The 13,524-nt window shown below is 67.2% G+C and carries 15 protein-coding genes; 12 read left to right on the plus strand and 3 right to left on the minus strand.

From position 1 onward, the window contains the following. Positions 1-2: 2 nt before the first annotated feature. Together EDD34_RS04655 and argS are read left to right on the plus strand one after the other, a co-directional pair. Positions 3-350, plus strand: coding sequence for a hypothetical protein (locus EDD34_RS04655; RefSeq protein ID WP_123813531.1), 348 nt, complete (start codon positions 3-5; stop codon positions 348-350). Positions 351-870: 520 nt separating this feature from the next. Continuing rightward, a complete protein-coding gene (argS, locus tag EDD34_RS04660; RefSeq protein WP_123813532.1) occupies positions 871-2,613 on the plus strand; it encodes an arginine--tRNA ligase in 1,743 nt (580 codons plus the stop codon). 92 nt (positions 2,614-2,705) lie between these two features. On the opposite strand, the gene EDD34_RS04665 is transcribed toward argS, so the two are convergent. Then, the gene (locus tag EDD34_RS04665; protein WP_123813533.1) at positions 2,706-2,987 is read right to left on the minus strand and encodes a hypothetical protein; all 282 of its coding nucleotides are present in this window, start codon (positions 2,985-2,987) and stop codon (positions 2,706-2,708) included. Here EDD34_RS04665 and EDD34_RS20835 point away from each other — a divergent pair. The 9 genes from EDD34_RS20835 (at position 2,977) to EDD34_RS04700 (ending at position 10,557) form a co-directional block, all read left to right on the plus strand. Then, a complete protein-coding gene (locus tag EDD34_RS20835; protein WP_211341485.1) occupies positions 2,977-3,531 on the plus strand; it encodes a hypothetical protein in 555 nt (184 codons plus the stop codon). The two genes, EDD34_RS04665 and EDD34_RS20835, sit on opposite strands and share 11 nt — an antisense overlap. A 5-nt stretch (positions 3,532-3,536) precedes the next feature. Beyond that, entirely contained in the window at positions 3,537-4,106 is a 570-nt protein-coding gene (locus EDD34_RS20840) for a hypothetical protein (protein WP_211341486.1), read from the plus strand. Positions 4,107-4,159: 53 nt separating this feature from the next. Further along, the gene (locus tag EDD34_RS20845; RefSeq protein ID WP_246012630.1) at positions 4,160-4,627 is read left to right on the plus strand and encodes an aminoacyl--tRNA ligase-related protein; all 468 of its coding nucleotides are present in this window, start codon (positions 4,160-4,162) and stop codon (positions 4,625-4,627) included. 3 nt (positions 4,628-4,630) lie between these two features. Beyond that, entirely contained in the window at positions 4,631-4,831 is a 201-nt protein-coding gene (locus EDD34_RS21065) for a hypothetical protein (protein ID WP_246012187.1), read from the plus strand. A gap of 11 nt (positions 4,832-4,842) precedes the next feature. Next, complete coding sequence (gltX, locus tag EDD34_RS04680; protein ID WP_246012188.1) at positions 4,843-6,249, plus strand: glutamate--tRNA ligase; 1,407 nt, start codon at positions 4,843-4,845, stop codon at positions 6,247-6,249. Between the two features lie 396 nt (positions 6,250-6,645). Continuing rightward, a complete protein-coding gene (locus EDD34_RS21070) occupies positions 6,646-7,638 on the plus strand; it encodes an NAD-dependent epimerase/dehydratase family protein (RefSeq protein WP_170176971.1) in 993 nt (330 codons plus the stop codon). Continuing rightward, entirely contained in the window at positions 7,635-8,894 is a 1,260-nt protein-coding gene (locus EDD34_RS04690) for a glycosyltransferase family 4 protein (RefSeq protein ID WP_123816324.1), read from the plus strand. Before EDD34_RS21070 ends, EDD34_RS04690 begins: the two co-directional genes overlap by 4 nt. Continuing rightward, complete coding sequence (locus EDD34_RS04695) at positions 8,891-9,913, plus strand: hypothetical protein (protein ID WP_170176972.1); 1,023 nt, start codon at positions 8,891-8,893, stop codon at positions 9,911-9,913. Before EDD34_RS04690 ends, EDD34_RS04695 begins: the two co-directional genes overlap by 4 nt. Continuing rightward, entirely contained in the window at positions 9,910-10,557 is a 648-nt protein-coding gene (locus EDD34_RS04700; RefSeq protein WP_123813537.1) for a hypothetical protein, read from the plus strand. Before EDD34_RS04695 ends, EDD34_RS04700 begins: the two co-directional genes overlap by 4 nt. Here the strand turns inward: EDD34_RS04700 and EDD34_RS04705 are convergent. Next, complete coding sequence (locus tag EDD34_RS04705) at positions 10,547-11,521, minus strand: phosphotransferase family protein (RefSeq protein ID WP_170176973.1); 975 nt, start codon at positions 11,519-11,521, stop codon at positions 10,547-10,549. The two genes, EDD34_RS04700 and EDD34_RS04705, sit on opposite strands and share 11 nt — an antisense overlap. A 73-nt stretch (positions 11,522-11,594) precedes the next feature. On the opposite strand from EDD34_RS04705, the gene EDD34_RS04710 reads away from it, so the two are divergent. Further along, the gene (locus tag EDD34_RS04710; protein ID WP_211341488.1) at positions 11,595-11,987 is read left to right on the plus strand and encodes an NUDIX domain-containing protein; all 393 of its coding nucleotides are present in this window, start codon (positions 11,595-11,597) and stop codon (positions 11,985-11,987) included. Between the two features lie 110 nt (positions 11,988-12,097). Here the strand turns inward: EDD34_RS04710 and EDD34_RS04715 are convergent, their stop codons facing one another. Next, positions 12,098-13,339, minus strand: coding sequence for an IS256 family transposase (locus EDD34_RS04715; RefSeq protein WP_123813540.1), 1,242 nt, complete (start codon positions 13,337-13,339; stop codon positions 12,098-12,100). Positions 13,340-13,524 lie beyond the last annotated feature (185 nt).

Here is a 13,524-nt window from a genome sequence, read left to right on the forward strand (position 1 = left end):
GAATGCACCTCAAGAACAGCGATCTCGCGGCTCCCGGGGTTCGGCGAGACCTCCGCGCTTGGCTTGTCGAGGTCAGCGCAGCCTCGAACGAGGAAGCGCTTGACGTCATGGACGGGCGGCCCGGGGCGCTCGACCGGTTCCTTGATTTTCTCGACGACACGAGCGTCATTGACCCACCCGATACCACGGTGGACGTGGCCATCTACCGGGATGAACTGGCCCTGCTGCAACGGTTCTCCGACGCCGTCGAAGCGGGCATCGAGGGCAACTGGGACCGAATTGCTGTGGCCGCCAAAGCGCTGCTGAACCGGATGGACGAGAACGAGATGACCGAGAGGCCTGAAGGTTGATGGCTCCCCGGTGAACTGGTGGACGATCCGACTGACGGCTGCGCACCGGTGCCCGATGAGTTCCGACGGGTCGAAGCTGTTCATCACCGTCTCCATGCGAGCGTCGAGATGTTCGGGGCAGCGAGGCTGGCGCCAGCATGAAGGACCTGAACGACTCCTGCTTCGATGTCTTCGCCGTTGACCTCCTGACCTCCCACGTGATCGCGATGGAGTCCATCCATGAACGCTTCCGGCACCGAACTCATCGCCCGCGCCGTTGTGCGTGACGGGGACCGCATCCCGCCGTTCGCCAGAAGGGCAAGAGCTGGCCACCGACGGTGACGTCTGCCCTGGTGACGTGGGCGAGCGTCCGATGGAGCGCTGTCAGATCCGTTGCCGGAGGCCTGGAGACGCGAAGCTCCGAGTCTTCCGTTGTTTCCTGGCCACGGCGTCAACATATCCGCGCCGACTCATGCCGGGGTGCCTCCGTAGACTAGCCGCGCTCGCCAGCGAGCAGTCCCTTCGAACGAGAGGTTCCCGCGTGACCGACGTCGTCGCGATCTCCGCCCAGGTGGAGGCAGCTGTTCAGGCTGCCCTGACCCAGGTGCTCCCGGCTGAGCTGGCCGGCACCGACCCGGTGGTCCGACGATCCGACCGCGCCGACTTCCAGGCCAACGGCGTGCTCGCCGTGGCCAAGAAGGTGGGGATCCCTGCTTCTGTGATCGCGATAGATGTCGCCAGGGAGCTTCGGTATGCGGGCTGGGTGACAACCTGTTCCGGTCCCGGCTTCCTCAACCTCACGGTGCCTGACGACGTCACCTGGTCGACCGTCGCAGCGCGCCTGGCCGACACGCGCCTCGGCGTGAGCAGCCCGCACGCGGGGGAGCGGGTGGTCGTCGACTACTCGGCGCCGAACGTCGCCAAGGAGATGCACGTCGGCCACCTGCGTTCGTCCGTGATCGGTGACGCGCTCGTGCGCGTGCTCGGCCACCTGGGCGCGGACGTCACCCGGCAGAACCACATCGGCGACTGGGGCACCCAGTTCGGCATGCTCATCCAGTACCTCGACGAGCACCCCGAGGCTTCCTGGAAGGGCCAGGGCGCCGACACCATGTCCGCCCTCGACGCCCTGTACAAGGCCGCCCGCGCCGAGTTCGAGGCCGACGCGGCGTTCGCCGACCGGTCCCGTGCCCGCGTGGTCGCGCTCCAGTCGGGCGACGAGGCGACGGTCGAGGTGTGGCGTGACCTGGTCGCCGAGTCCGAGAAGGCATTCCAGGTCATCTACGACCGCCTCGGAGTCCTGCTGGACGAGGGCGACTTCGACGGCGAGTCCCGCTACAACGACGCCCTGCCCGGCATCGTCGAAGCCCTCCAGGCCAAGGGCATCGCGAGCGAGTCCGACGGCGCCGTGGTCACCTTCACCGACGGCGTGAACAACCCCGAGGGCGACCCGGTCCCGCTGATCGTGCGCAAGAAGGACGGCGGGTTCGGCTACGCCGCCACCGACCTGGCCACGATGCGTCTACGGGTCGAGGAGTACAAGGCCGACCGGATCCTCTACGTCGTCGACGCCCGCCAGGCGCTGCACTTCACCATGGTGTTCGACACCGCGCGCCGGGCCGGCTGGCTCCCGGAGCCGGTCCACGCCGAACACGTCCGGTTCGGCACCGTGCTGGGCAAGGACGGGCGCCCGTTCAAGACACGCTCGGGCAAGACCGTCCGCCTCGCGGACCTGCTCGACGACGCCGAGTCCGCCGTCCGCGCCGTGCTCCAGGACAAGCAGCACGACTTCACCGACGAGGAACTGGACGACGTCGTGCGCGCGGCCGGGACCGCGGCGATCAAGTACGCCGACCTGTCCAACACCCGCACCAAGGACTACGTGTTCGACGTTGACCAGATGGTCGCCACCACCGGGAACACCGGCGTCTACCTCCAGTACGCGCACGCGCGGGTGCGATCCATCCTGCGCAAGGCCGGCGAGACCGCCGGGAAGGTCGATACCACCGTCTCGGCGCACGCCGCCGAGAAGAACCTCGCCTTGACCCTCGACGCGTTCGACGCGACCTTGCGTGATGTCGCCACGACGCTGGAGCCGCACCGCCTGTGCGGCTACCTGTACGACGTCGCGACGGCCTTCACCCGCTTCTACGACGCCTGCCCTGTCCTCAAGGCGGATGACGATGCGGTCCGGGCCAACCGGCTGGCGCTGTGCGACCTCACCGGGCGCACCCTGGCCACGGGACTCGACCTGCTCGGCATCGCTGCGCCGGAACGGATGTGACCAGATCGACGGTACAGCTCCTGTCTCTGGAACGGCCGGGCAGGAGTGAACCCTGAGGTCGCAACCCGGGTTGTGCAGTCGTGGACGAACTGTCAGATCTTGGTGATGGCGTTCTGATCGACGAGGCCCGCGAATCGTGGACGTGCGCTCGCCAGCAACTCGTCGGTCTCCGGCATGATGTGGGTCGTGGAGCACACGGGCGTGTCCGGCGTCGACCCTGGTAGCGCCTGGTTGAGGCCAAGACGGCAGATGGTTTTCGTCCCGGTCGCCGCCCCGATCACCGATGTGCGGGCGAAACTTGGCGGACAACCTGTGTGGCTCGACCAGGCCCAGTGGCCGCTGTCCAGAACTGACGGCGAGCAGATGATGTTCATCGGGCAGTTCCCGATCCCTGGGGGCGTGGAGCGGATGGCCTACCTCTTCATGACGGACGACGGTGGACTGTATCCCACGTGGGGAGCCGAGGACGGCGAGAACGCGCTCATCGTCCAGCCCGGTGGGCGCGTCCCGGTGTTCATCGAGACCGTCGAGTCCGCGACTGGGCCGAGCCTGTGGAAGCGTGGACCGGAGTGGGACGCCGGCCCTCCGGTCGAGCTGCGCGTCGATCTCGTTCCGCTCGACACCGAGGTGGAACGAGGGCTGGAACTGGAGGCGGACTACTGTGAGGCAGAGCGCAACGGGTTCCCGGCCCAGTTCCCTGAGGGGGTGACGTTCGCTCCCCGCAGCTATGTAGGTGGCAGGCCTGTTCTGTGGCAGCCGCACCTGCCCATGCCGGTGACGGGCAACTGGCGCTTCTTCTTCCAGATCGACGGCTTCGACGACTGGGGCGAGCCCGCGCTCAGCTTCGGCGGCGGCACAGGGTACGCATTCCTGAGCCGCGATTGCCTCGAGGGCCGGTTCGCCTGGGACTGCGTGTAGGACGGTTGGAACGTGTACGACCGGCCGCTGCTTACCAGAGCGCACGTCAGACTGAGCAGGACGTCGAGGATGCCGAGGGGAAGCTCACCACCGCGCTCCTGGAGATCCCGAACCTTCCATCGGACGACGCACCTGACGGCGACTCGGAGGAGTTCGCCGTCGAACAGCGCAAGGTCGGCAAGCCACCGGTCTTTGCTTTCGAGCCGAAGGACCAGGTCGATCTCGGAGAGGCCATGGGGATCCTCGACTTCGGACGGGCGACGAAGCTGTCCGGACCGCGGTTCAGCGTGCTGCGCGGTGCCGGAGCTGCGCTGGAGCGCGCCCTGTCCACGTTGTTCCTGAACCTGCACACTCAACGTCACGGGTACGTGGAGCACTCCGTGCCGTTTCTGGTGACACGCAAGACCATGACCGGCACTGGCCAGCTCCCGAAGTTCGAAGCGGACCTCTTCAGAACCGCTGTAGCAGACCGTGACCTCTTTCTTATCCCCACTGCCGAGGTTCCGCTGACCAACCTGTACGCCGACGAGATCATCGCTCCTGGCCAACTGCCCATCGCTCTGACACCGCTCTGACTCCATGTTTTCGGTCGGAGGCCGGTTCGTACGGTCGGGACACCCGAGGGCTGATCCGCCAGCACCAGTACGTCAAGGTCGAGATGGTCCGGATCACCACCGCCGATGATGCTCGTGCCGACATGGAGGCCATGGTCGAGCACGCCGAGGCGTGTCTCAAGGAACTCGACCTCGCCTACCGCGTCGTGACTCTCGCCGCGGGCGACACCGGCTTCTCCGCCCAGCTCACATATGACATCGAGGTGTGGCTCCCCAGCCAGAACACCTACCGCGAGATCTCCTCGGTGTCTGACTTCGGCACGTTCCAGGGGCGCCGCGCCAGCATTTGCACCCGTGACGAGAACGGCAAGACCACCCCGGCAGCCACCGTCAACGGTTCCGGCTTGCCGGTGGGGCGGACGCTGGCGGCAGTCCTGGAACAGCACCAGCAGGCCGACGGATCGGTTCTGCTCCCGCACGCCCTGACCAAGTACCTCGGCTTCGCCCGGATCAACCCGGACGGCACGACCTCCAAGGAGTAGCCCATGCTCGTCGGCGTCTGCGACTTCCCCAGCACCTACCAGTTCCCGCCCGTCGGGTACGAGGGCATCGAACGATGGCTCTGGGCCGTTGGTGTTGGGGCTCAGGCCGCAGGCGCCGACGTGCACACCGTCAGCTCTGGCAACCGCTATGTCGCTGTAACCGCACGGATTACCGACACCGGAATCTCAGAAGCGTCCAGATAGGCTTCTGCGCTGTGACTAATCCCGAGATCCGAGTTCGCTTCGCACCCTCGCCCACGGGCATGTTCCACGTCGGGAACGCTCGTTCGGCGCTGTTCAACTGGGTGTTCGCGCGGCAATCGGGTGGGTCGCTGGTCCTGCGGATCGAGGACACCGACGCCGAGCGTTCGAAGCCGGAGTGGGTGCAGGGAATCCTGGAAGCGATGGCGTGGCTGGGGATCGACGAGTCGCAATACGAGGGTCCGCTGTTCCAGTCGGACTACGCGGGCAAGCACCAGGAAGCGATCGACAAGCTTCTCGCGGACGGCCGGGCGTACTACTGCGACTGCACGCGCGAGGACGTGATCGCACGTACCGGGTCGAGCCACAAGGGCTACGACGGGTTCTGCCGCGACCGTGGCCTGGAGCCTGGTGACCGCCGTGCGGTGCGGTTCCGCACGCCGGACGAGGGCACGACGATTGTTGTAGACCTCGTGCGCGGCAAGCCCGAGTTCGAGAACGGACTGCTCGAGGACTTCGTGATCGCCCGCGGTGACGGGTCGCCGGTGTTCCTGCTCGCGAACGTCGTCGACGACATGGAGATGGGCATCACCCATGTCATGCGCGCCGAGGAGCATCTGCCGAACGCGCCCAAGCAGCAGCTCATCTGGGAGGCTCTCGGCGCGCAGGCACCGACCTGGGCGCACGCGCCGATCCTGGTGAACGAGAAGCGGCAGAAGCTGTCCAAGCGCCGGGATCGGGTCGCTTTGGAGGACTTCCGCGCCGAAGGCTACGTGGCCGAGGCGATGCGCAACTACCTGATGCTGCTGGGCTGGGCCCCGTCCGACGATCGGGAGATCGTGCCCTGGGACGAGATCGTGTCCGAGTTCCGGCTGGAGGACGTCAACCCGTCCCCGGCGTTCTTCGACATCAAGAAGCTGCAGGCGTTCAACGGGGACTACATCCGCGCGATGGCGGTCGATGCCTTCACCGACGCTGTGCAGCCGTGGCTGACGTCTGACGACGTGCCATGGCCGGCCGAAGCCTACGACCCGGCAGTGTTCGACGCCGTGGCGGAGCTGGTCCAGACGCGGATCGTGCTGCTGGGCGACGTCGTCGAGATGGTCGACTTCCTCTTCCTGGAACGGCCCGCGATCGATGAGGCGGCGTGGGACAAGGCGATGCGCGGCGAGCATGCGGCTGACATCCTTGCGGCCACGATCGAGCGATACGAAGCGATCGATTGGAACGCTGACACGCTGAAGACGACGCTGGAGGAGATCGGTGCCGTGCACGGGCTGAAGCTCGGCAAGACGCAGGCCCCCGTCCGCGTCGCGATCACCGGGCGGCGCGTCGGGCTGCCGCTGTTCGAGTCGATGGAGGTTCTGGGCCGCGAACGGACCCTGGAACGACTGAAGTCAGCGATGGCCCAGCTCGGTTGATGGGTCCTTGTTCGGACGTGATCCGGACGAGGAATGCCATGGGCCTCAGGTGGGCGCAGGCCCGCGGACGCTTGTTGGTCAGCGCTCTGCTTGTCGAAGGGCGCACACTCGACCCCAGTTCGCGATCCTCGAAGGAGGCGAGGGGGCACCCCGCGATCGACGGCCACTGGACCGTGATGATGACGGAGCTCCCTTCTGCCTGCCAGGAGTGGTCAACCCCGGGCCCTCAGGCGACGTAGACACCGTGCTCTCCATGCGAGGGCCTGCGATCTCGACCGCCGCGCAACAGGAGCGCGACAAGGACGCGACACGTATGCCATGTCGTCTGCTTCCCGATCTGGGTTGGATGGAATCTCGCCCCGCGTTTACGACCATCCGTCCTGGTTGGAGGCACGAATGCTCAAGATCCACCCTGCCCTCGCGGCTGACGCCACTACACGGCCGGTGCTCGTCACCGGCGCAGCAGGCCTCGTCGGTGTACCGCTGGTGCGCGCCCTGCGGCGCGGCGGGCACACTGTCGTCGCCGTCGACGACGGCAGCGCCGGGACGCTCGGACGACTCGCCGAGTTCCTACCCGACGACGGCGTCCACGTCGTAATCGCCGACGTACGTGATGGCATTTCGCTCACCAGCCTGATGCGCGAGGCCCGTCCGTGGGCCGTCGCCCACCTTGCAGCGAAGCACTTCATCCCCGAGTGCGAAGCGGCTCCGGGTGCGGCTCTGGACGTCAACGTGCTCGGCACGCAGCGGATCTTGGACGCCTGTGCGGTCGCTCCGCCCAAGCGCTTCCTGTTCGCCTCGACCGCCGACGTCTACGCGACGGACGACGCCCCACACGCGGAAACCTCCCTCGTCGCTCCCCGCGGGGTGTACGGGACCTCGAAGCTCACGGGCGAGCACCTCCTACGTGACCAGGCACATCGCCTGGGAATCTCGGGCGTGGTCGTGGCACGGCTGTTCAACGTGTACGGCCCGGGGGACCCGCACCCTCACCTGATCCCGGAGATCCTCCGCCAGGTGACCGCGGGCGAGACACGACTCTCTCTCGGCGACCTGAGCAGCGCCCGCGACTACGTCTTCGTCGACGACGTCGCCGACATGCTCTCGTCGTTCCTTGCCTCGACCGTCACCGGGATCTTCAATGTCGGCACTGGCGTCGCCACCACCGGCTACCACCTTGTCCGGCTGATCGGTGACGTCGTCGGGAGGAACCTCGTGACCGAGGTGGACCCGGCACGCGTTCGGCAGGTCGAACGCAAGACTCTGTGTGCGGCGCCGGACCGACTTGTCTCCGCAGTCGGTCATCCCGCGACATCGCTCCGGGACGGCCTCGCCGCAACGCTCGCTGCCACGACTGTCGTGCCAACGCCCGCTGGGGTGACCGGATGAACACGCCGCTCCGAATCGCGTTTCTTCTGGACTCGCCGAACGTTCACCGTGGTCAAGCCCTCGCTGGTACCCCTGCCCGCACCCTCGCCCTGGCGCGCGGTGCGGCTGATGCGGGAGCCGAGGTGGTGCTCGTTCTCGGAGACCGCGGGTCTGATGTCGGCACCGCGTCCGACTGGTCGCACGCCGTCATGACGGTGCACCCGCATGACTTCTACTCGCCCGCGGCGCTCGCGAGCGTTCTGGCACCGGCGCGTCCTGACATCGTGGTCCAGTGCGAGGCCGAGGCGCTCGTCGAGATGGGCCGGGATCTCGCGGACCGGCTCGGGGCTGTCCTCGTGTATGACGTCCACGACGACGACGCGGCCGTCGCCAGCAGCCTCGGCTCGTCCGCAGACGTCGTTGCAGCCCACGTGTCGGCACAGCGAGCGGCCTTCGCCGTCGCCGACAGGGTTGTCGTGTCCACACGTAACGAAGCGACCTTGGCGACGAACTTCGGCGTATCCCCCGACGATCTCGCGATGGTGCCCAACGGCTGCGATCCTGACGGACGGCGTGCCTGGGGCCCCGACCCTGCCTCATTCACGGTGTTGTTCCTCGGGAATCTCTACTACGAGCCCAACGCCCGTGCTGTCGGGCTCATCCGCGACACGATCGCACCTGCCGTGCGCAGACAGGTGCCGAACGCAGAGTTCCGGATCGTCGGGCGCAGTCCGGTCACTCCCGGCACAACTGCGGGAGGACTCCGTTTCACCGGGCCTGTCGAGTCCATCGACGAAGCTACGTGGAGCGTCTCCCTCGCGATGGCTCCGCTCACCGCCGGTTCGGGCGCCAAGATGAAGGTCCTCGACTACCTCGTCGCTGGACTTCCTGTGCTGGGTACGCCAGAGGCAGTCACGGGACTCGCACCCGACCACCCCGGCGTGATCGTGGACGACGACATCACGGGCTGGCCGGACAGGATCGTCCGCCTCCTGCACTCGCCTGACGAACTGTTCGGGCTGAGCAACGTCGGCCGTGCAGCCGTCGTGGCAGACTTCGCGTGGCCGGTGCTCGGCGCCTCGTTCGTCAACCATTGCGCCCGCTGGACCGCGTCTCCCAGACCTGTCGCCACCCGGCGCCATCAACTCGGAACGCTCACACCGCGCTGGCTGACCGAGCATGCGGACCAAGGCGCTCTCGGCCTTCCCTCGCTGACCTCGCCAGGTATCGCGCGTTGGGTCCGCCGCACAAAAACGGGCGCGAGGCGGGAGGCGTGATGGACCATCTGACCCTCGACACCCGGGTCGGACACTGCGACCTCCTCGCCCCACCTGCGGTGCTGCGCATTCTGACCGACTACCTGTCGCCGCTCGTCGCCGCTCGGGTTCATGCCCCGCTGCTGACGGTCGAGGCCAGGGTGGCACCCGGTGCAGGCGGAGCTGTGCGGCCGAGAGCGACCGCGCTCGGCCCCCGCCTGAGCCACCCGACCCACCGGTACACGGCCTGGCAGACCGACGGCGACGTCACATTGCTTCCCGCAACTGACGACCACATTGTCCGCGTACACGGCACGACCGTCACCGTCGAAGCAGACAACGCGATGATCGCCGCCAGGGTGACGCTGCGCGTCGTCCGCCAGTTCATTCTGCGCGGAGCTGAGGCGCGCGGTGGCCTGCATGCTCACGCCGCGGTTCTCGTGAGCGACAGTGGGGGAGTGCTCGTCGCAGGGCGTTCGGGTGCGGGAAAGACCACGGTCATGACGAGCCTCGTCGAACGACACGGCTGGGCACCGGTTGCGAACGACCGCGCGGTCCTGCTCCCCGACCCTGCGGGCTGGCTCGCCGTTGGTGTACCGCTCGCTTGGCGCTACACCCCTGAGGGGGCGCAGGGCTCCGAACGCCTGCGGTCCGCACTACGGGGAGCGCCCCCGCTACGCCGCGGTGACGGTCTCGTGGACGGCAAGATGGAGTTCACACCGCATGAGGCGAGCACCTACCTGGGGCGGAGGCTCGCCGCCGCCGCGCTGGTATCCCGCATCGTGATCCTTGAACGTGCAGAGCACGGCGCCATGGACCACAACGAAGGGCTCGCGAGCATCCTCGGCTTCGGCACGGACGATCCGTTCGTCGAGGACTGGCTCGCCCTGCGAGACACACTCGGCTTCACGCCACCGCGACAAGTCGCTGGCGCATGGTGTGCGCTCGGCGCAGCGATTCCAGTCGAAGTGCACACATGGACCGATCCGACAGAACTCGCCGGCATCGCCGATGTCGTTGGGGCGCGGGTGACGAGGTGAGGGGCGTCATCCTGGCCGGCGTGTGGGGAGCCGGCAAGACGACAGTGCACGGCTCGGTGCTGCGGCGGCTCGCTGCCGCCAACTGCCAGTACGTGATTGCCATCCCGCAGGCTGCAACCATCACCACGCACACCTATGCGCCGGGCGATGCCGCAGCCCATCTCAGCGCCATTCTGCAGTGGCTGGAGAACCTCACGGGACACCTGGAAGACGCTGATGCCAGGTTCGCGGCGAGCACCTTGCCGACGCATCGATTCGCCCCGCAGTGGACACCGACCGCGCTGCTCGAAGGGCTGACCTTCGACCTGCCGGTCTATCGGCTTCCCACTCCGCTCGATCGGGTCCGTGACCTCGAGGCGCGGCTGGCCGACGTGGGGTTGACCGTGGCGCTGCTCCGCGTCCCCGACGACCTGGTCGAGGAGCAGTGCGTCAGATCAACGCGCGCACATCGAGGGCCTCGGTGGGCGCGCTACCTGGAGTCATTCGGTGCGAACGACGAAGCCCGTGCCACCCACGTGCGGCGCGTCCAGGACATGCTTGTGGAGCATGCCGAGCATTCCCCGCTGCCGGTGAAGATCCTTGACACCGGTGACCGTGCGTGGGGCCGGCTGGCGGACGATGTCACCGCCGTGGTTAAGGGGTGACCCAGGAGATCGCATGTTCCTCTCCTCGCGACCTCACCCATCGGGTCAGCGCCTCCGTGTAGTCGGCCAGCAGAGCCGAGTCCCCGGCCCGCGTCCAGTACTCGACGCCCGTCAGCAACTCCAGCCCGGTCGCGAGCGAGAGTCGTTCGTCCCATCGCGGCCGTGGCCCCGTCGCGGCGGCATAGCCATCCTCGAAGGCCTCGCGCCAGCCAGGGTTCCCCGGCAGCATCCAGAGTCCGGGCTTCACCAGGTCCATCGCGGCGTCCGCGACGGCGAGGTGTTCCAGGTCGATCAGCGCGACGAAGCGGAGCGCCTCGTCCACCACGATATTTGGAAGGTGAACGTCCAGATGCACGACGCTGGGTCGCGTGACGGGAGATACCTCCTCGGCAAGCATGGAGACCAGTTCGAACGCTGCGCTGTGGTCCGTCGTCGGCTCGATGTCGGCTGCCGCGTAGCGCGCCTCGAGCCGGGAGAGGCGCTTGTGGACGACGTCGGACCATGTCACCTCTTCTCCCACCGCATCGCGGGCATCGTGGGGTTCCGTGAACGCGTTGACTTCGACGTCGTGCAAGCGGGCCAGGCCCTTTGCTGCCTCCCCGATGGCTCGGCGTGTTGCATCTGCGGGTGCTCCGACCATCGCGACTGCAGCGTCGCGGCCTTCGATGTACCGCAGCACGGTCAGCGCGCGCCGCCCGACTCCCTCCACGGCCTCATTGAAGGCAAGCAAGGCCGGGACCGGCGTGCCGTGGGATGACACCGTACGGTGCAAACGGGCACGCCAAGAATAGGTTCCGAGGTCGCCCCGGCCGACGAGCACCTTAGCGACCAGCGGACCGATGTCGGACTCGACCTTCCACGACCGATGATTCCGGCCCGCAGGTAGCTCCCGACTCACCCGCACACTGCCGACCTCTGGCAGTACCTGAACGACGGCTGCTTCGATGTCCTCGCGGCTGACCATCCTGACCTCCCACGTATCGAATTGGAGTCCACCTATGAATGCTTCTGGCACCGAACTCATTGCCCGCGCCGTCGTGCGCGACGGGGACCGCATCCTGACCGTCCGCCAGAAGGGCAAGAGCTGGTCGTTCCTGCCCGGCGGGCATGTGGAACCTGGTGAGCCTGTCGAGTCTGCACTTCTTCGCGAACTGGACGAGGAACTCGCCGCGGCCGCAACGGTCACGGGGTTCGTCGGCGTCGTCGAGCACGGGTACACGGAGGACGACGGAAGCGTCCATCACGAGATCAACCTGGTGTTCCGGACCACCCTTGTGGACAGCGACGTCGCGAGTCAGGAGGAACACCTCGAGTTCGCCTGGCTGCCGCTCGCGGACCTCCCGGGCCACGACTTGAGGCCTGGCGCCCTCAAAGACGCCATCGTCGATGGCTTGGACGGTGCCCCCTTCTGGCGACCCTGGAAGGGTTGAGTGCGCAAAACTCCACAGCGCTCATACGTCTTATCGAAGAGCGTTATTCAGCGGCTCGGTTCTGGGTCAAGTCCCGAGTAGTGGTGTAGCGCTTGGTGATCCTTGTTGGGTCAGGCGCTGAGTTCGAGGACGGTGTCGACCTCCGTTCCCGTGGTCGTGGTGGGGTTCTGGCGGCAGCGGGTCAGGACTTCGAGGCCGAGGTAGCGGCGTCCTTCGGCCCATTCGTCGGTCTGTTCGGCCAGCACGGCGCCGACGAGACGCACGATCGCGTTCCTGTTGGGGAAGATGCCCACCGAATCGGTGCGGCGGCGGATCTCGCGGTTGAGTCGTTCGGTCGGGTTGTTCGACCAGATCTGGGTCCACACGTCTTTGGGGAAGCTGGTGAACGCGAGGATGTCGGCGCGGGCGGTGTCCAGGTGGGCGGCGACATCGGGCAGCTTGGTGGCGACGTAGTCCAGCAGCCGGTCGAACTGGGCGTGCACGGCGGTGGCGTCGGGCTGGTCGTAGACGCTGTGCAGCATGGCCTTCACGGCGGGCCACATGTTCTTGGGACAGATGCTCATCAGGTTCGCTGCGTAGTGGGTCCGGCAGCGTTGCCAGACCGCGCCGGGCAGGTTCGCCGCGATGGCTTCCACGAGGCCGGCGTGCGCGTCGGAGACGACCAGGCGGACCCCGGCAAGGCCGCGGGCGACGAGATCTGCGAAGAACTCGTTCCAGGCCGCCCCGGTCTCACTGGTGGCCACCCGCATCCCGAGGACCTCACGGTGACCGTCACCGTTGACCCCGGTCGCGAGCAGCACGACCGCGTTGATCACCCGCCCACCTTCCCTGACCTTCATGGTCAGCGCGTCCGCGGTCACGAACGTGAACGGGCCCGCGTCTGTCAGCGGGCGGTGACGGAAGGCGTCGACTTGCTCGTCCAGGTCGCTGGCCATCCGGCTCACCTGCGACCTGGACAGGCTGTTGATGCCCAGCTGTTTGACGAGCTTGTCCATCCGCCGGGTGCTGACCCCGGCGAGGTAGCAGTCCGCGACCACCGTGATCAGCGCCGACTCCGCACGCTTCCTGCGCTCGAGCAGCCAATCAGGGAAGTAGGTCCCCGTGCGCAGCTTCGGGATCGCGACGTCCAGGGTCCCGACCCGGGTATCCAGGTCACGGTGGCGGTACCCGTTACGGCGCGCGGTGCGCTCCGGGCTGCGCCGGCCCCACTCCGCGCCGACCACGGCATCGGCGTCAGCGGACAGCAGCGCGTTGATCACCGTCTGCAACAGGTCACGCATCAGGTCCGGGGAGGCCTCGGCCAGGGCCTCGCCAAGCAGGCCGGCAGGGTCGACAATATGAGGTGCGGTCATCGTGATGTTTCCGTTCGAGGGTTGCTGTGAAGGGTTGCTCTCGAAGGATCACGCGGTGGCCGCACTACGTCACGTCGAAGACGACGAGCCCGGCGACCGCTACACCACTATGAGGGACGCAACTCGGTTCTGGTCATGAGCTGGTGAGGCTCTGGCCTGCGGTGACGCTGCTGCAGGGCAAGGTT

The sequence above is a fragment of the Myceligenerans xiligouense genome, assembly GCF_003814695.1.
In the GTDB taxonomy this organism is placed as follows: domain Bacteria; phylum Actinomycetota; class Actinomycetes; order Actinomycetales; family Cellulomonadaceae; genus Myceligenerans; species Myceligenerans xiligouense.

Excerpts from the sequence above, each read along its gene's own strand:
- EDD34_RS04655 (WP_123813531.1), top strand. The coding sequence starts at position 3 with ATGCACCTCAAGAACAGCGATCTCGCGGCTCCCGGGGTTCGGCGAGAC.
- EDD34_RS20835 (WP_211341485.1), top strand. The coding sequence starts at position 2,977 with ATGATGTTCATCGGGCAGTTCCCGATCCCTGGGGGCGTGGAGCGGATG.
- EDD34_RS04665 (WP_123813533.1), bottom strand. The coding sequence starts at position 2,987 with ATGAACATCATCTGCTCGCCGTCAGTTCTGGACAGCGGCCACTGGGCC.
- EDD34_RS21065 (WP_246012187.1), top strand. The coding sequence starts at position 4,631 with ATGCTCGTCGGCGTCTGCGACTTCCCCAGCACCTACCAGTTCCCGCCC.
- EDD34_RS21070 (WP_170176971.1), top strand. The coding sequence starts at position 6,646 with ATGCTCAAGATCCACCCTGCCCTCGCGGCTGACGCCACTACACGGCCG.
- EDD34_RS04690 (WP_123816324.1), top strand. The coding sequence starts at position 7,635 with ATGAACACGCCGCTCCGAATCGCGTTTCTTCTGGACTCGCCGAACGTT.
- EDD34_RS04705 (WP_170176973.1), bottom strand. The coding sequence starts at position 11,521 with ATGGTCAGCCGCGAGGACATCGAAGCAGCCGTCGTTCAGGTACTGCCA.
- EDD34_RS04715 (WP_123813540.1), bottom strand. The coding sequence starts at position 13,339 with ATGACCGCACCTCATATTGTCGACCCTGCCGGCCTGCTTGGCGAGGCC.